Consider the following 18,876-nt stretch of genomic DNA (forward strand, 5'->3'; position numbering starts at 1 on the left):
CATTCCGTCCGAATGGATCCCGCGAAGAATGGAGTTCTTTGATGCGTTCCGCCGCTCTGCAAGTGCTGTTGCTGATTGTTGCATTCATGTTGGGGGGGGCAGTTTGTGACTCTGCACGTGCTGAAAATCCCGCCAGTAAAACAATGATGGAGATCGAGATTCTCCTTCCCGGAAAGGGAGCAAGCCCGCTGTTGGGACAGGAATGGCGACGGGTGTTCGAAGAAGTGGGAGAAGGGGTTCGATTACGTCAGCCGATCGGTGACGAAGCCCCCAAAATCCAGGAAATTCCACGCGGCCCATTTCGGACAATTCGTCTCGTCGGTGAGCTCACTCGAGAGGGAAGTCTCGTTTTTCCGGGGAAGACGTTTAAGTCGACTCAGGCTTTGGAACTGAAAGAATGGATCGGGGAGCTGCAAACATATGGTGCGCAGGGCTCTCCGGACGGTAAACCGATGTGGGGGCTGACGCAGGAGCAGTTTACGGGGATCTTTGAAAAGCTGAAGAAGCCCGTTGAAACGCCGCTTGTCGGCGTGTCGGTGGATGAGGCAATCCGCGAAATCTGTCCGGATTCCGTGATGAAGGTCGCGTTTCATTCATCCGTTTCGGATGTCCCTGAAAAGCTGAAAACAGAACTCGTCGGTGACGAAGTCAAAGGACTGGCAGCAGGGACCGCGTTAGCTTTCGTGCTTTCACAGGAGGGGCTGGGATTTCGACCGTTGCGGACTCCGACAGGAGAAATTCAGCTCACTGTGCAAATGCTGAAGGATATGAAAGACCCTTGGCCTGTTGGGTGGCCGATCGATGATAAGGTTGCTCGCGATCGACTCGTTCCGGGGGTATTCAAGAAGGTGGAAACAGGAGTCGCTGAGGCCCCTCTGACTGCCGTCGTGAACGTCATTGAAGAGCGCTCGGAGACGATCATTCTGGTTGATCGACTCTCAGCGTTGGTGCGAGGATTTGATCCCGAAGAGAAAATGGTTGCCTATCCGCGGAAGAAGACCGCCTGGATTTTGATCCTGAATCAGATTTCAGTGAACTCTTATCTGAACGTCAATTACAGGCAGGATGAGAATTCTAAGAATTTTCTGTACCTCACCCCGTTCGAGCATTACCGGGCAAAGCCGAAGCCAGAGGCAAAGAAATAGGTGTCGGATTTGCACCCTGTGGGGGAATTTGACGTCGGAGACTCAAGCCGGTACCATGTTCGACTTCCTGAAACTGACAACCTGAACAGCTTTAGGTTTTGAAGGGGAAGGCGGTCGCTGGCAATCTGCTGGCGTCGGTGGTGAGAGAACCACCCTTGCGAAACTGTATCCTGTAATGGCCACGGGGTTTACACCTCGGCCATGCACGTTCAACTGGAGAAGAGTACGTGTCTGATATCGTCGTCAAAGACATTCTGGAAGCGGGTGTTCACTTCGGTCACAAGACCAGCAAGTGGAACCCCAAAATGCGTCCGTACATCTACGGGAAGCGCAACAACATTCATATTATCGACCTCAAGGAAACTGTCCGAGGTCTGGTTCGCGCTCAGAAATACCTGCACAAAGTTGCAGCTCAGGGAAGCCTGATTCTGTTCGTTGGAACCAAGCGACAGGCTGTCGACACCGTTCGACAAGCTGCTGAGTCCTGCGGAATGCCTTACTGCACCGAGCGTTGGTTGGGCGGTATGCTGACCAACTTCCGCACAATTCGTTTCCGCCTGAAGCGATTGGAAGAGCTCGAAACTCTGGAAGCCAGCGGCGAACTCGCGACTTACTCCAAAAAGCAGCAGTCACGCCTCCGTCGTGAACTGAACAAGATTCGCCGTAACCTGGGCGGTATTCGCGAGATGAACCGATTGCCAGAAGCAATCGTCATCGTCGACCCAAGCAAAGAGAAGAACTGTATCCACGAATCCAAGATTCTGGGCATCACCACTGTTGCTCTGATCGATACCGATTCCGATCCAGATACCGTCGACCTGCCAATTCCAGGTAACGACGACAGCATTCGCTCTATCCGCATCGTTCTGAGCTACCTGTCAGATTCGATCATCAAGGGCCGTGCAACACTGCCACAGAAGAGCGAAAAGCCAGCTGACGATGAGCCAAAAGCAATCGGCCGCATCAGCTAGTCGGATTAGCATGAAGAGTTGGCGAGCTGGTGGCAATCATTGTTGATTGAAAATTGTGGTTGCCCGTTCCGTTCCAATTCCTCATGTCAGGTTCGATCACTTTTGTGATTCGCTGTGAATAACGAAAAACGCTCCGGATGTCCGGAGCGTTTTTTTTGTTGGGCCACATATTCTCTTTGACTTGGACCAATGCGACGTTTCGCCCTCGGTCGGATCATTGCGTTGCTTATCGGGAATTGGCGACCTTCTCAAGGAGCAGCGACACAAGCGACGTCCATCCTGTCTGATGACTCGCTCCGCACCCGCGGCCGTTGTCTCCATTGAAGTATTCATAGAACAACACGAGGTCTCGCCAGTGGGGATCGCCCGCGTATCGATCTTCGTCGCCGTGACAGGCTCTTCGCCCGTTGTCATCTGGAAGGAAGAGTTTTGTGAGGCGCGTCGCAATCTCGATGGAAACGCTTTTGAGATCCATCCAGTTCCCGGATCCGGTAGGGAACTCGACTTTGAACGTCTCGCCGTAGAAGTGGTGATACCGTTCCAGCGATTCGACGAGAAGGAAATTCAAGGGGAACCACACCGGACCGCGCCAGTTGGAGTTGCCGCCGAACAGTCCTGTTGTGGATTCAGCAGGGGCGTAGTCGGCGATATGTTCTTCTCCGCCGACATTGCATCGAAACGGTGTGGACTGGTGATATTTGGACAACGAGCGAATCCCGTAGTCAGAGAGGAATTCGTTTTCATCCAGAATGTACTTGAGCATTCGTTCCAGTCGCTCTCGTGACGGGATCGCCAGCAGTCTCCGTTCGTGTTCCGGGTTGCCATCGACTTCGGGATCATGCTGAAGAAATGAAATGTGCGCTGCCAATTCGGGGCGATGCTCGAGAAACCAGTCAAGCCGCTTGTTGAATCCCGGGAGAGCATTGATTTGCGATTGTTCCATCACTTCGACTGCAAACATCGGAATAATTCCGACCATCGAACGGATACGCAGCGGATGTGTCTGGCCGTCGACAGCGAGTGAGTCGTAATAGAAGCCTTCGTTGTCATCCCAAAGACCTCCGCCGCCGATGCAGTTAATGGCGTCGGTGATCTCGATGAAATGCTCGAAGAATTTAGAGGCGATGTCTTCGTACGAACTGTCGAACGTCGCCAGTTCCATTGCCATTCCAAGCATGGTCGAGCAATAGAAGGCCATCCATGCAGTTCCGTCCGCCTGCTCCAGGTTTCCTCCGGTGGGAAGCGGCTTGGAGCGGTCGAACACTCCGATGTTATCGAGCCCGAGAAATCCGCCGGCGAAGATGTTTTTCCCTTCTGGGTCCTTGCGATTTACCCACCACGTGAAGTTCATCATGAGTTTCATGAAGACCCGCTTCAGGAAGTGGAGATCGCGTTGCCCCCGCTGAGCCGTCATCTTGTAGACCCGCCAGCAAGACCACGCATGAACCGGAGGATTCACGTCTTCGAACGCGAACTCGTAGGCCGGCATCTGCCCGTTGGGATGCATGTACCATTCTCGAAGGAAGAGGATCAGTTGATCCTTGGCGAAGTCTCCATCAACTCGCGCGAACGGCAGCATATGAAACGCAGAGTCCCAGGCTGCAAACCACGGGTACTCCCACTTGTCTGGCATGGAGAGAACATCACGACTGTAGAGATGTGTCCATTCATGGTTTCTGCCAGTCAGTCGACTCGCTGGTGGGGCGGGGGAGTCTTTGTCTCCGTGAAGCCAGTCTTCAACGACGTAGTGATAAAACTGCTTCGAGGTGAGCAAGCCAGCGTAGGACTGACGGCTGATGTGCCGCTCTGCTTCTGACATCCCCGGAGGAAGGATCTTCGAATAATATTCTTCGCATTCACGCTGCCGTGTGAGGATTGTTGCGTTGAACCTGTCTCCAAATGGCTTGGCGATTTTCAGAGATGATTTAGAAAGACGCAGGTCAATCGATTGTGTTTGATGCGCCGGGACGCTGAGGGCATAGTGCAGTGCTCCCTTTGTTCCGCACTCATTGGGATTTACCGCACTTCGATTTCCTGCGATGAGGTACTCATGAAAGGCGTCTTTGACGTAGGGAGTAGCGTTGTCCGTTCCGAATAGCCGTTGATAGTTCGTCTCGTTTTCAGTGAAAAGAAACTCAGGGTGCGTCTTCTCTGGTGACTGTCCGATCGAAAGCGTGAACTCACCGAGCGTCGGGTGGTGAGCGAGAATCTGGCTGGCCCCCTTGCGTTCCAGATTCGGCTTCGGTTCTTCAGGGGGATGTTCCTGGCTGAAACTCCAGGTGTTCCGGAACCAGAGTGATGGAAGTAAGTGTAGAACAGCTTCCTCGGGACCGCGATTCGAGACCGAGATTCGAATCAAAATATCGTCTTCGTCAGCTTTGGCGTATTCCGTGGTGACATCGAAATAGCGGCTCTCATTGAAGATTCCAGTGTCGAGTAGCTCAAACTCCGATTCTGTTCGAGATCTTTCCCGATTCACTCTGACCAGTTCATCGTAGGGAAACGCGTTTTGCGGATATTTGTAAAGTGATTTGACGTAGCTATGAGTGGGAGAGGAATCGAGGTAGTAGTACAGTTCTTTGACATCTTCTCCGTGATTCCCTTCATTGCCGTTCAGGCCGAAGAGCCGCTCTTTCAGAATAGGGTCCTTCCCATTCCATAGGGCGATCGCAAAGCAGAGACGACATTGCCGGTCAGTAAAGCCCATGAGGCCGTCTTCGCCCCAACGATAGGCTCGGCTGCGGGCGTGATCATGCGGGAAGTAGTCCCAGCATTCACCCCAAGGAGAGTAGTCCTCGCGTACGGTGGCCCATTGGCGTTCCGAAAGATAGGGGCCCCAGCGTTTCCAGTTACCGGTTCGATTTAATGATGCCTGAAGGCGAAGCGATTCGTTGGTGCGAATGTCAGGTGTAAGGGTCATGATCCTTCTCGCGATTCACTTCGTGAAGCCAACAGGTTCAGCGATGACGAAGAACTGTCAATTGCGTTTGCTTAGTGCAATGAAACGTCTTCCCGAGTTTCTATTGAAAGAGGGCCTTCAAGCAGTCGGATCAGTTCGCCCAACGACCATGCCTGGAAGGGGCAACCGTGCAGGAGTTGACGTGTCTGCCCGTCGATGGTGGTTGGCTCAGCGTCCGCGATTTCTGAAATGTGGTTGAGCCCCGCGTCATCGAGATGGTCCAGCAGTGGTTGGATAAACCGCGTACGGGCGATCTGTTTGTTCTCGGGAGTATTTCCGTTTGTACGAAGCCAGGCCTCCACAAAACCGCCGATGAGCCAGGGCCAAACCGTTCCTTGATGGTATGCCCCGTCTCGCTCAAGCTGTCCCCCTTGATAGTAGGGGTGATAGTCAGGAGACGAAGGCGAGAGCGTTCGTAATCCCATTGGCGTGAGGAGTTGTTCCTCCACGCATTGTACGACCATTCGAGACTGGATCGCGGGAAGTAACTCCAGTGGCAGGCCACCCACTGCGAAAATCTGATTCGGGCGAATTGAGGCATCGACCTTCCCTGCGACGTGATCGACATCGATTACGTCGTACAATGCGGAAATGTCTTCGTTCCAGAATCGACTCTGGAAACTCCCCAATGCTTTCGCAAAGAGCATCTGCCATTTAGGTTCAAAATCACTCGCGATCGCAAGAGCATTGATCCACAGGGCCTGGATTTCGACCGGCTTTCCGATACGCGGTGTGACAACCCAGTCGCCGACTTTGGCGTCCATCCATGTCAGTTGAACGCCCGGTTCCCCGCACTTCAGCAAGCCGTCTTTGTCTGCCTGAATGTTGTACCGGGTTCCTTCATGGAATGCTTCGATCACCGTCAAAATTGCACTTTCAAGAAGGCTGCGTTCTTCCCTGTCGACACGCAATGAGGCAGCTTTCATCACATTGAAATAGTCGTGAATTGCGATGACGAACCAGAGTGTGGCATCGACAGAGTTGTATTCCGGAGATTGTGAGCCATCGGGAAATCGATTGGGGACCATTCCCCGATTGATCGTTCTGGCCCATGCTTTCAGGATCGACGCAGCGAGTTCGAGTCTTCCGGTCGCAAGACAGAGACCTCGAATGGAGATGAATGTGTCTCGTCCCCAGTCGGTAAACCAGGGATAGCCTGCGATGATCGTGTCCCGATCGCCGGATTGAATCAGAAACTGATCAGCTGCTCGATGAAGCTTTGTTGAGAACTGCAGGCGTCTGGTTCGTTCCGAGCGTGCTAACAAACTGGTGACTTCCGCGGCGGACTTTCCGTTGCTATTTAACGAATTGGGACCGCCAGCTGTGAAAATGCAGTATGCGGGGCTCTGGTCGAGGTCGAATCGAAATGTTCCCGGTGAGGCGAGATCTTCACAGGCGTCGAGTCCTCGCTGCGCTTCAGCAGTGTAGTAAAACTGTCGATACCAAAGCGGCTCTTCATTGAACCCTCCGTTGGTCATCGCCGTGATCGACGGGACGCCGGGGTAGGGGCTCCATGTCAGTTGTTGGCCGTCACCCACGTGACCAAATCGAAAGTTTGGATTCGCTTGATGAAGCGAATGGTAGTTTCTTCCTGAAATCAAGGGACGAACTGTCAGGGTGATTCGATCTTTGACCGGAGTCAGAAGCGTCCAACTCATGACGACGGCTGTCGATCCCTTTGGGACGAAAATCTCCTGTCGGAGCTGAATCTGGTCTTCAAGGACATACGTCCAGGTTGGCCACGGGCCACTCTGGAAATCCTGAATCAGGCGTGATCCGTGTGGATGAATCACATTCGGAAGATACCGCTGAGAAGAGAGAGCAGAGACGGATCGCCCGTGAAAAAGATAGGCTTCGATTCCGTTGACCAGAACATAGCGTAAGTTCGTATCGGGATCTGTCGCGAGTAGGAGTGCGTGATAACGACGAGTACGACGTCCTGAAATTGTCCCGGAAGCAAATCCTCCGAGGCCGTCAGTCTCAAGCCACTCGCGTTCCAGCTGCTTCATGCTATTCCCTTAACTTTTTTGAAACTGCCTGAAGAGACCTTAGTTGATTCTGCGACCCGCTTCCAAAGGAAAATACAGCAGATGTGGGGAAGTACTTTCCGCGATTCATCATAGGCTCAATTTTACCGAGGGGGCAATGAATGAGAGAATCGCTGATGGATTCGGGCTGATTTTTGGTCGGAGGAATAATCGCGGAGGTTGTCAGGATGTCGTCAGTTCAGAAAACGACAAGAGTGCCTGAATCATCGATCCAGACACTCTTGGCTGCTTGAATTGACTTTGAAATCGATGCGACTCAGATGACGAAGTCTGTTTTCTGTCCGAGCATACGATCGACGAGATCTTGCGGGAGGTCGATCGCTGTGAGTTCGCCGGCGTCGACGTCCGTCGGGTTGATGCCGCAGTATTGTGACCACGGGCCAAGATGACGCCATCTGCCTGCACGTTTCGGCTCACCGGGAATCACCGGGGTTGTGCACCGGTTGCAGCCGATCGTGGAGTATCCTTGAGCGTGCAGCGGATTCACAATAATTGGATGGGTTGCGATATATGCTTCCATCTCTTCGTCGCTGAAGTTGGCGAGCGGATTGATGCGAACGGTGTTCATCTCAACGTCGAGTGCCAGAATTGGACAGTCTCCACGACGTCCTCCGTCAGCGCGTCGTAAGCTTCCGATGAATGCGTCGTATTGCCCCTTCACTGCGAGCAGTGGTTCAACTTTCCGCATATGGCAACATTGAAGCTGACCTTCAACTGTCAGATACAGCACACCGTGCTTCTCGGTCTGTTCCACCATCGAGAGTTCAGGAGTCAGAGTGCGGATGCTCAGACCGTATTCCTTCTCAATACGGTCTCGGGTATCGAGCGTCTCCTGAAACATGACGCCGGTATCAACGAACAAAACTGGAATGTCCAGTTTCAGTCGTGAGATCATGTGGGAGACGATGCTTCCTGACTGCTGCATTGCGGAGAGTGTCGCGACTCGATCGCCAAAGGTTTCTTTCGCCCAACAGATCAGTTCATCGGGTGTGCGATCTTCGAATGCCTTGGCGAGCTTTGTGACCTGCGCCTGTGTCAAACGTGCCATTGTTTTTCCTGGGGAAAATACTCGCCTATGTGCATCCGCACGACACACATGAATTGTATCTGCAGATGTTTGTGTCGTGAATTGGATGTGATGACAAGCTCATCACGGGCGATGCGGTCCGCCAGATCGTTTTCGCCGGGAAGTACTCGACATCGTGATCGAATCTGTCTGCACGACACCAGTTGACAAGTGTAGCAATGTGTTCTTCTCTGTCACAAATCGAATTGATAGATCTAAACGATGCACTCCCATTGATGAGAAATTGGGGGGCGTTGAACGAATTGATTTCAGCGACGCTGCGAAATAGACACGTTTTTGGGTGATTGAGTGCCTCGTTGGGGTGGTCGGAAAACATGCAGCTATAGAGACAAATAGATGTCGATTGATGGTTTTGATCGCAGAGAGATGGCGGTCGGTTTCAGATGTCGATTTAAAAGCGAGCGAGCCCGTCCAGCTCACTCGCTGATCGGGCTCGACAATTCTGTGTCGCTAAGACGGAGCCAATTCGATCGCTCCGTAGCGAGAAGGGTGTTTTCTCGGTGCAAGCTTGGAGTCAGTCAGCCCACGAGATCATTTCTCCGGTGAATCGCTCGTAGAACAGGTAGCCGATTCTTTCGCTCAGGCGTGAAAGGTATTCCGCCTGAAACGAGCTCAGACTCTGTTCTCCAGAAGGGCGTGGCACACGGGTTGGAAATTCGAAATCAAGTTCTTTGGTGAAGATGCGTTCGCCTTCTCCGGTCAGCTTTTTCTCTTCCATTTCCATTTCGACAACGTGGACGTAAGCCTCTGTTTTTCCTCGGTACAGAGTGGTGCTGCTTCCTTCGTGGAGAGTGAATTCAGCGAGCTCAATTTCGATCACGTAATTGGCTTCAAAAGCATTTCCGATTTCAGTTGCTTTTTCCCATTCAGGATTCGCGTCGGTCCAGGCTTTGACGTAATCGGGGTGAATGACTTTGATACGATTCTGGCCGAGACGATAGGCTACCGCGGTAGCGACCTGATGATCGATTTGAGGGAACTTCCACTGAAGTTCTTTTGGCGCGAAACAAACGACCGCGACAGTGCACTCTTTTCCGACCGGGGTCATGGATTTGCCGGTTTCTTGATCGAAATCCGGTTCAATCGTCGGCGGTCCGTGCAGCAGGTAGCTGATCAGAACGAACTGGGTGCACCCGGAGAATCCGGCGCACATCAGGGTCACCGCCAGCAGCCAACGGCACATTTTCAGCTTGCGGCGATTTGGCTGAGGTTTCGATGTCGTCATGACAGGTTCCGGATTTCAGGCTGGGCGTGAACTGAAGAGGGCCGTGAGGTCGAGATTTCAGTTGGCGTAAAGTTCGGTGCGATAGACTGAGTAAAACGACGTTCCAAGGTTGTCTGTGAGTCGATCCAGAAAACGCCTGACAAAGATGTTTTTCGGAGTCGATTCCACAGAGACGGGGTAGGTCGTTGGGTAGGTCGAGTGGAAGTTCTGATCGAAAATCTGGACGGCATGTTTCCCGTCATCGGATCCACGTACTTCGTAACCGACGATGCGACCACTCGCGTTTCCTCGGTAGAAGTTTGAACTCGTCCCTTCAAGGTAGGTGAATTTTTCGAGTTGGATGTGGAAGATGTAATCGACCTCTGGGATTTCCTGAGCGAGTACCTGCGGGTCGAATTGCCCGCCACGCCTGTCGAGAACTTCCGCAGCCTTGCTGGAACTCACAATTGGAATTTCGTGCCGCTTCATGCGTCGCAAGAGTTCGTCTTCAATTGTTTCAGTGATCGAACCTTCTGATTCCGCCAAAAAAGCTGGGGCTGTGCAGCGGAGCAAGACTCGCTTTTCCCCTTTTTCAAGCTTAACTCCAGAGGCGAGTTCGAATCCTGACTTCTGCTTTGGATCACCAAGCAAAACTTTGCTCACCATCACCATTGTGTTGATGCAACCTGATTGCGAAGCGAGTAGACAGAAGCTCAGCGACGCTGCGATGAGCAGTCGCGAAGTTCGTTTGCAGTTTCGCAGGAGTAGGGTTGTGAACATGAATTTCAATCCTTCGCAGGATGGAAACATCCTGTTGCGGCGAGTGTCAGGAACTCTCTTTTTCTGGCTGGCTCTTAGGAAGGGGACTTTGAGGATTGATTCGAGGGAAGGAAAAAGAGGGGGAATTGCTCCCCCATTCTTCGGATCGGGCGGGACATCTAATGCAGGAGGTGAGGAGCCCATTGCAGGACTGCAATCAGGCTGATCGTTGTGAGCATCCAGAACAGGAGGCTCGAAGTGGTTTTCACGAAAATCGGTTTCCCTTTGATGCTGCTGCCAATTGCCCAAGGGACAAATAACAGGCCAGCCAGGCACCCGACGAACGCAGCTGGGTGAGCTCTGAGTGAACTCATCCACTCACCGCGGACGAAATGGGCGAAACTTGTCGTTCCACCGCAACCCGGGCAGGGAATGCCAAACAACATTTGAAACAAACAGGGGGGGAGGCCGAGTTGCTGATGACTTCCAAATCCGCGGGGATCCGGGGTAATCGTCAGTGACAAGGCAAAGGTTCCGAGAACACCGAGACTGACTAGAACCAGAACAGTTCTTTGAAGCCAGGACAGTGATGCCGGAGGATGGGGATTGGAGGACATGACCTTCAATTTGATGGGACTGACTTATTACCGGGAACGGAACGCCTTCATCAATCCCATTCTGCTCGGTGGAATTCCCGGCAGTGGATCGATTTTGAGTCAGAAATGATCATTTTTTCAATGTTTTAGCACGTATAGATGAGGTGAAATTCAATTGTCGTGTGCGGTTGAGTCGAATCGCTGGGAGGCAGCTTTTGCCGATGAAGGGCCCAGACAGGCGGTTGAATCAGCCAGATCTGGAGCAGGTTCAGGGGAAACGCAGCCATCCGCAGCCATCGGATTGCCCGCGAAAATCAATCTGTATGATCAAAATTTTCCGGGGTGTTGCCAACCTTGGAAGTTCCTTATCATGATTGGAGCGTTGGCGATATTGACGTCGCGAAACGAGTGGAGGGAGTTCATTCATGAATCTTGAGCAAATTGACACGTTCCAAGCCAACTTTTGCGCTGAGCAATTGAAAGCGCTGAGTGAGCCCATGCGATTGAGAATTGTTGACCTCCTCCGCGATGGACCGCTGTCGGTCAGCGACATTACAGCCAAGCTCCAAACGGAAGTGGCGACAGCGTCGCATCATCTCCAAATTCTGAAGAACGCCAATCTCGTATCGACCCGGAGAGACGGGCGATTCATTTACTACGATCTGCGGGATGGCCTGTTGCAAAAACGCGGAAAGTCGAAACAGCAGTTGAATCTCGGATGCTGTTCCATCGAGATTCCATCGAGCACTTCAACCTGATCGCAGGAATCTGTCGCGCCGACATCGTCGTGGTCGTTACTGCTTCTTGTTCAGGCCCTGTTGTCAATGTGACGTTGGTTGACTGTGAAGAGTTTCAGTAATTTGGGCCTGCGATATCGGCAGAATTTTTCTCGAACGAAATGCCATCGCTGGGATTCTTCGAGTTGTGGGCAACTCAAGATTCAGTTCACTGCCTGGATTGATCGGCTTCTTGCACATCGCCGGTCTTTTTTAGTAGTCTTTGATCAGGTTCTGTTGATGCGATCGTGATGGAATTCTCTATGTGAGAGAGCTGCGTTTGCATCAGGATTCTCATTCTATGAGAGGCAGCATGCGAATCTTTTTCCCCGTCAGATGTTCCGCTCTGTTGGTTTCTGTTTTCGTGTGGGGCCTACTCGCCGGTAGCACGTCGCCCGTCTCAGCTCAAACTCAACAGGATGTGCCCCTGAATGTGTTGTTCCTCGGGGACAACGGACACCATCGTCCTGCTGACCGTTTCGCTGATCTCGCACCAGCATTGGAGAAGCGAAATTTTCGCTTGAAATACACGGATGATGTCGCTGTCGCGCTCACTGCGGAGACGCTCGATCAATTCGACGCTCTGATTCTGTATGCGAATATTGACACAATTCAGCCTGCGCAGGAGCAGGCACTGATCGACTTTGTATCGAAGGGCAAAGCGTTTATTCCGCTGCACTGTGCTTCGTTCTGCTTTCGTAATTCTCCACGGTTCATCGCCCTCGTTGGTGGTCAGTTTCAACGACACGGAGGAGAGGTCTTCAGCGTGGAAAACGCTGCCCCTGATCACCCGATCATGAAAGGGTATTCAGGATTCGAGAGTTGGGATGAGACTTACATTCACACGTTACACAACGAAAAAGACCGCACAATTCTTGAGTACCGTGTACAGGGTGAACAGGCGGATGGTCAAACCCAAGAGCCATGGACCTGGGTGCGTACTGAGGGAAAAGGACGAGTTTTCTACACCGCTTGGGGGCATGATGAGCGAACCTTCCAGAATCCGGTGTTTCACAATCTTGTCGAACGGGGAATTCGCTGGGCCTGCGGGCAGGATCTGTCTTCAGTTCCAGATTCGGAGCAGCTAGCACGGTCGCCTTTTAAGCCACTGCCAATGACCAAGATTTCGACCGATGCTCCGAAGTTCGATTTCATCGACGTCGGCCCCAAAATTCCGAATTACGCTGCCCGCGTGCAGGGTGAGACAAAGTCGCTGATGCAGCTACCGCTCTCACCGAGTGATTCCATGAAACACTATTCCGTGCCGGAAGGGTTTCATTTGGAGCTTTTCGCGGATGAAAGTGATTTCTCTGGGAAACCCATTGCGATGAATTGGGACGAGCGTGGCCGGCTATGGATTTGCGAAACCACCGATTATCCCAACGAGTTGCAGCCTGTCGGCGAAGGACGTGACCGGATTCGCATTTGCGAAGACACAGATGGAGATGGCCGTGCAGACAAGTTCACCGTCTTCGCTGAGAAGTTGAGCATTCCTACTTCAATCATTTTCGCCTATGGCGGAGCCATCGTTCAGGACGGTAGGGAAACAGTCTTTCTGAAAGATACGAACGGCGATGACACGGCGGACCTGCGTGAAATTCTCGTTCGCGGTTGGGGAATGGGAGATACTCACGGAGGGGTAAGCAATTTTCAGTACGGACTCGACAACCGAATCTGGGCCATGCAGGGATACAACCATTCCACCCCGACTTATGGCGTCGGCAATCAGAAGGCTTCGTTTCGACAGGGGTTCTTTACGATCAAAGTCAATCGTGCCGGAGAGAGTGCTGTTGTTGATGATGTCGAGTTCATTCGCTCGTCAAACAATAACACGTGGGGATTTGGCATGAGCGAAGAAGGACTCATCTTCGGCTCAACGGCGAACCATAATCCGAGCATGTTTATGCCAGTTCCGAATCGTTACTACGAACGGGTTCGCGGATGGTCGGCGGAACAACTCGGGACAATTGCAGAGACACATCTCTTCAATGCGATCACTGAAAATGTCCGGCAAGTCGACCATTTTGGAGGATATACCGCAGCCGCGGGGCATGCACTCTACACAGCGAGGAATTACCCGGAGCAATTCTGGAATCGAACCGCCTTTGTCTGCGAACCAACGGGACATCTTGTCGGCACATTTGTGTTGAACCGGAACGGTGCGGGTTATCAGAGCTTCAATTCCATGAATCTGGTGGCCGCCGACGATGAGTGGGCAGCCCCAGTGATGGCGGAAGTTGGGCCGGATGGAAATGTCTGGATACTCGACTGGTACAATTTCATTGTTCAACACAACCCGACACCTGCTGGCTTTGAAACAGGAAAAGGGAATGCCTATGAGTCGGACCTACGTGACAAAAAGCACGGCCGCATTTACCGATTGATCGCGTCGAACCATGTGAAGCAACCATCTGGTCTTTCCATTGCACGTCCTGAAGAACTCGTTGATGCGCTCAAACGAGACAATCTGTTCTGGAGACGACATGCTCAGCGACTTCTCGTTGAACGAGGGGATATCGATGTTGTGCCCCGTCTTCTTCAACTCATTCAGGATCAATCGACGGATGCCATCGGTTTGAATGTCGGCGCCATCCATGCCCTGTGGACTCTGTCGGGGCTGGGGGTCGTCAACAGTGATCACGCCGAAATCATGAAAACGGTGGTGGCTGCTCTTGCACATCCATCTGCTGGAGTTCGCCGAAACGCGTTGTTAGTGCTCCCGCCATCCGAGGCTTCCATCACCGCCATTCTAGAATCACAGTTACTGGGAGATACTGACTCGCAAGTTCAGCTGGCAGCGATTCTCGCACTTGCTGATATGCCGATGTCCGTTGAAGCTGGAACTCAGTTGGCGCGAGTTCTGGTTGAGTCACCCAATATTTTGAAAGACCGTTGGCTGGTCGATGCTGCGACGAGTGCTGCCTCAGTTCATACTGTCTCGCTGCTTGTCGAACTCAAACGACTTGCCAGTGAAAACGATGCCGCGATCAACCCTGCGTTGGGAGGGATCGTTGAACGTGTGGCGGAGCATCTCTCTCGGGGGCGTGCGGATTCCCGAGCCGTTGAAGAGTTGCTGACAATTGTTGATGGGGCATCGGAATCGTTGATGTCCGCGATTGTCTCTGGATTCGCTCGTGGCTGGCCCAAAGATCACACGATTGAGTTGTCGGCTGACGCCGATGCGAAGCTGGTGGCGATCTTCCAAGCTCTGCCCGCGGGAACGAAAGGTCAACTTGTCAAACTGACGGGAAGTTGGGGAAGTCGCTCGCTTGATCAGTTTGTGGATGAGATCATTCAAGCAATGCTGGAAACAGCGAACGATTCCTCAGTTGCGGAGTCAGAGCGGCTTGCCGTTACTCGGGACCTCGTCAGCTTTCAGCCACAGTCTGACGATGTCGTCGCACGAATTATCGAGTTCGGTTCTCCTCGAAATTCCGCAGAACTGGCTGCTCAGATGATTTCCTCTCTGTCGGGCAGTTCTGCTCCTCAACTGGGAACTCAGCTCATTGACCGATTGTCCACCTTTGGACCTTCCGCTCGCAGTGCGGCCATTCGAGTTCTCTTGAGCAGGCCATCAACGACGAAGGAATTGCTGGCGGCGATCGACGCTGGAGTGGTGCAACTCTCTGATCTGTCACTCGATCAAAAACAGGCACTCTCCTCCCATCCCGAGAAAAGCATTCGTGAACAAACTCTGAAGCTTCTCAAGCAAATGGGCGGTCTTCCAGATCCTGACCGCGAAAAGGTGATTGCTGAACTCCTGCCCGAAGTGGAGAAAAAAGGAAGTGTCGACGCTGGGAAGGCCATCTTCCTGAAGCAGTGCGCGAAGTGTCACACGCATTCCGGAGAAGGGCAGCGCATCGGTCCTGATTTGACAGGCATGTCTGTTCATCCTCGCCATGAATTACTGATTCACCTACTCGATCCGAATCGGAGTGTCGAAGGGAACTTCCGGGTCTATACAGTTGCGTTGGAGAGCGGTCAGATCCTTTCAGGAATGCTGGCAGGTGAAAGCAAGACTGCGATTGAATTGATCGACACAGAAGGGAAGCGGCACGCCATTGCTCGTGAAGATATCGATGAAATCGTTGGCTCGAAGAAATCCTTGATGCCCGAGGGGTTCGAAAAGCAGATGACCGTCGTTGAGTTGCGGGATCTGATGGAGTTTTTGACGAACCGTGGGAAGTACATTCCCTTGGACCTCGCGAAAGTCGCGACAGTTTCAAGCACAAAGGGGATGTTCTACTCCGAGGAGGCAACGGGGGAGCGACTAGTCTTCAACGACTGGTTACCGAAAACGGTAGACGGGGTGCCATTCCAACTTGTTGATCCTGTCGGTGATTCACGCCCAAATGTGATCATGCTTCGGAGCCCCAACGGAACGATTCCGCCACGGATGCCAACGAGTGTGTCACTCCCGGTCCGTTCGCCAGCGAAGGCGATCCATATTCTGGGGGGCGTCGGCGGATGGTCGTATCCGTTTTCAAGCGAAAAGTCGGTCTCCATGATTGTCCGACTGCACTATGCGGATGGAAGCACTGAGGATCATGAGTTGAAAAACGCAGTCCATTTCGCAGACTACATTCGAGTGATTGATGTTCCGGAATCAAAACTCGCGTTCGAACTTCGAGGGAAGCAAGTAAGGTACCTCGCGATCACTCCCCGTAAACCGGATGTGATTGAAAGTATTGACTTGGTTAAGGGCCCGGATGCATCTGCCCCTGTGACGATGGCAATCACGGTTGAATCGCCGTAGTCGCGGGACTGGGCTGCAAGAGTTTCTCATCGTGAACAACACCGCAACCTGATCGTTGCGGTGTTGTTTTTGTTCGGGCGATCCCGTTGGGATTACCAGCGTTCAACGGGGCCATTCGGGACTGGAACGTGCATTTCAGGGAGAAGTCCAGTTCTATCGCCAGTGGTGGGGCCAGCGAGCCGAATCTTCTCCACAGAGGCGGTGATTTCCTCGAGGGTCTGTGCTTGCTGGAATTCATGCCGCAGGGCGCGGTGGACCAGCATCCCCTTGAGGTACCAATGTCCCATCTTCCTGAACATGCGGATGGCCCGTTCTTCTCCGACCTGTTCCAGTGCATACTCAAACTGCCTGAGCATCATCTGCAGGCGGTCTTCAAAGTTACCGGGTGGATTGAACGTTCCTGTGGTTTCCCACTCAACCAGTTGGCGGAAGATCCAGGGATTGGCCAACGCTCCGCGGCCGATGGAAATCCCCGCACAACCTGTCTCCTGAAACATTCTGGCGGCGTCCGCGACAGTTCGGATGTCACCATTTCCAATCACCGGAATCTTCTGGACAGCTTCAACGACTTTCCTGATCCCTTCGAGACTCACTGAGCCTGAAAAACCTTGTTCTCGCGTCCTGCCGTGAATGGCAACGGCTGCAATTCCAACCTGTTCGAATTCCCGGGCAAACTGAGGGGCTGTCAGTTGCGTCGAATCCCACCCGAGCCGCATTTTGACCGTGACCGGAATGGAGACCGCCTCAACGACAGTCTTTACGAGCTGAATGGTGTTCTCTGTGGAACACATCATTGCAGACCCAGCACCATTCTCCGTGATTCGAGCAACCGGGCAACCCATGTTGATGTCGACCGAATCTGCTCCGTACTCCTGGAGAAACTGGGCGGCATCCCTCATCTCGAACCGATCCGGCCCGAAGATCTGCACTGAATACGGAGTGTCGATTTCGCAGGTTTCGATGAGCTGTAACGACTTGGGGCCGCGCTCGATCAGTCCTCGAGCGCTCACCAGATCCGTTGTGCAGAGTCCGACCCCACCGACCATCCGGAGCACTCTCCGGAACGGCAGATTGGTAAAACCTGCCAGGGGGGAGAGATGGTATCTCGATGGAAGTGTCAGCTTTCCGTACTTCAGCGGCGCCGGATTCCCGGATGAACTCGAAGGCGATGGAAGGGGACTCATCGGGACAGCACTCTGCGGAATAAATGTGAGGTACGGCTCCATCAGGAATCACATGGATCTGACGGAGCCGCATCGTATCAACTGTTGATGCCAAGTTCTTTCTTTACAATCGCAAATTGCTCAATTGCGAATTCCAGATCCTCTCGAGTGTGGGCTGCTGACATTTGCGTTCGAATTCTCGCTTTGCCTTGTGGAACGACCGGGAACGAAAATCCAATCACGTACACACCACGTTTCAGAAGTGCGTTAGCCATGCGGGTTGCCAATGCAGCGTCGCCCAGCATCACTGGGACGATTGGATGTTCTCCGGGGACGATCGTGAAGCCGACTTTCTGGATGGCGGAACGGAAGTACTCCGTGTTCTCTCGGAGTTGGTCTCGTAGTTCGCCCCCTGTTGAGATCAGTTCCAGTGCTTTGAGCGACGCAGTCACGATGCAAGGAGCCAGTGAGTTCGAGAACAGGTATGGCCGTGATCTCTGACGAAGCCAATCGACAATCGGTTGGCGTCCAGATGTGTAGCCCCCGCTTGCTCCGCCAAGCGCCTTGCCAAGTGTCCCGGTGTAGATGTCGATCCGGTCCGAGACTCCAAAGTGCTCCGGCGTTCCTGCTCCTGTCGGTCCGGTGAAACCGACTGCGTGGGAGTCGTCGACCATCACCATCGCATCGTATTTGTCAGCCAGTTCGCAAATTCCCGGGAGGTTGGCGAGGATGCCGTCCATCGAAAAGACGCCATCTGTTGCGATCAATCGGAAGCGTGCTCCCTGAGTTTCCTTCAGCTTCGCTTCGAGGTCCGCCATGTCGTTGTTTTTGTAGCGGGCACGCTGCGCTTTACAGAGTCGTATTCCATCGATGATGCTCGCGTGATTGAGCTCATCCGAGATAATTGCATCCTGCTCCGTCAGGAGCGTCTCGAAGAGTCCTCCGTTCGCGTCGAAGCAAGAGGAGTACAGGATGGTGTCCTCTGTTCCCAGAAACTTGCTGAGCGTCGTTTCGAGTTGGCGATGAATCTCCTGAGTTCCGCAGATAAAGCGGACTGACGCCATTCCGAAGCCCCATTCGGAAAGTGACTTCCCAGCAGCATCGATAATCGCTGGGTGGTCAGCCAGGCCAAGGTAGTTGTTCGCACAGAGGTTGAGGACACGCTGCCCACCCTGAACGGTGACCCGAGAATTCTGGGGAGACGTGATAATGCGCTCGGCTTTTTCAAGCCCTTGTTCACGCACCTGATTCAATTGCCCGCGGAGATGATCTTCAAAACGTACATTCATGGGGGCTTCCAATGGCCTCAAAATCAGGAAGTCAGGGCAACCAGATTCGAGGGCATAATTTGCATGTTGACTGATGCGAACGCTCTGTGATTTTACTGGATAAATCGCTGTATCACTACCGAT

Annotated in this window: 12 protein-coding genes; 4 read left to right on the forward strand and 8 right to left on the reverse strand. The window is 52.9% G+C overall.

What is annotated here, in order from left to right:
• Window positions 1-41: 41 nt before the first annotated feature.
• Window positions 42-1,145, forward strand: coding sequence for a hypothetical protein (locus SH668x_RS05455; RefSeq protein ID WP_437187685.1), 1,104 nt, complete (start codon window positions 42-44; stop codon window positions 1,143-1,145).
• Window positions 1,146-1,372: 227 nt separating this feature from the next.
• A complete protein-coding gene (gene rpsB / locus SH668x_RS05460) occupies window positions 1,373-2,116 on the forward strand; it encodes a 30S ribosomal protein S2 (RefSeq protein WP_437187686.1) in 744 nt (247 codons plus the stop codon).
• Between the two features lie 226 nt (window positions 2,117-2,342).
• On the opposite strand, the gene SH668x_RS05465 is transcribed toward rpsB, so the two are convergent.
• From SH668x_RS05465 to SH668x_RS05490, 6 genes are all read right to left on the reverse strand, one after another.
• Window positions 2,343-5,036: an MGH1-like glycoside hydrolase domain-containing protein gene (locus SH668x_RS05465; protein WP_437187687.1), complete on the reverse strand. Its 2,694-nt coding sequence runs from the start codon at window positions 5,034-5,036 to the stop codon at window positions 2,343-2,345.
• A gap of 71 nt (window positions 5,037-5,107) precedes the next feature.
• Window positions 5,108-7,084: an amylo-alpha-1,6-glucosidase gene (locus SH668x_RS05470; protein ID WP_437187688.1), complete on the reverse strand. Its 1,977-nt coding sequence runs from the start codon at window positions 7,082-7,084 to the stop codon at window positions 5,108-5,110.
• A 295-nt stretch (window positions 7,085-7,379) separates the two neighbouring features.
• Window positions 7,380-8,171: a phosphoadenylyl-sulfate reductase gene (locus SH668x_RS05475; RefSeq protein ID WP_437187689.1), complete on the reverse strand. Its 792-nt coding sequence runs from the start codon at window positions 8,169-8,171 to the stop codon at window positions 7,380-7,382.
• A gap of 553 nt (window positions 8,172-8,724) precedes the next feature.
• Window positions 8,725-9,435, reverse strand: a complete 711-nt coding sequence (locus SH668x_RS05480) for a hypothetical protein (protein ID WP_437187690.1) — start codon at window positions 9,433-9,435, stop codon at window positions 8,725-8,727.
• Between the two features lie 57 nt (window positions 9,436-9,492).
• Entirely contained in the window at window positions 9,493-10,194 is a 702-nt protein-coding gene (locus tag SH668x_RS05485) for a hypothetical protein (RefSeq protein WP_437187691.1), read from the reverse strand.
• 158 nt (window positions 10,195-10,352) lie between these two features.
• Entirely contained in the window at window positions 10,353-10,790 is a 438-nt protein-coding gene (locus SH668x_RS05490; RefSeq protein WP_437187692.1) for a DUF2752 domain-containing protein, read from the reverse strand.
• A gap of 404 nt (window positions 10,791-11,194) precedes the next feature.
• On the opposite strand from SH668x_RS05490, the gene SH668x_RS05495 reads away from it, so the two are divergent.
• Window positions 11,195-11,527, forward strand: a complete 333-nt coding sequence (locus SH668x_RS05495; RefSeq protein ID WP_437187693.1) for an ArsR/SmtB family transcription factor — start codon at window positions 11,195-11,197, stop codon at window positions 11,525-11,527.
• Between the two features lie 331 nt (window positions 11,528-11,858).
• Window positions 11,859-16,301 (forward strand): PVC-type heme-binding CxxCH protein, encoded by a 4,443-nt coding sequence (locus SH668x_RS05500; RefSeq protein WP_437187694.1) that lies wholly within the window; start codon window positions 11,859-11,861, stop codon window positions 16,299-16,301.
• 92 nt (window positions 16,302-16,393) lie between these two features.
• On the opposite strand, the gene dusB is transcribed toward SH668x_RS05500, so the two are convergent.
• Both dusB and SH668x_RS05510 read right to left on the reverse strand, forming a co-directional pair.
• Window positions 16,394-17,485, reverse strand: a complete 1,092-nt coding sequence (gene dusB, locus SH668x_RS05505) for a tRNA dihydrouridine synthase DusB (RefSeq protein WP_437187695.1) — start codon at window positions 17,483-17,485, stop codon at window positions 16,394-16,396.
• Between the two features lie 77 nt (window positions 17,486-17,562).
• Window positions 17,563-18,753, reverse strand: coding sequence for a glycine C-acetyltransferase (locus SH668x_RS05510; protein ID WP_437187696.1), 1,191 nt, complete (start codon window positions 18,751-18,753; stop codon window positions 17,563-17,565).
• Window positions 18,754-18,876 lie beyond the last annotated feature (123 nt).

This window comes from Planctomicrobium mucosum, from assembly GCF_051466335.1.
Classification (GTDB): Bacteria; Planctomycetota; Planctomycetia; order Planctomycetales; family Planctomycetaceae; genus Planctomicrobium.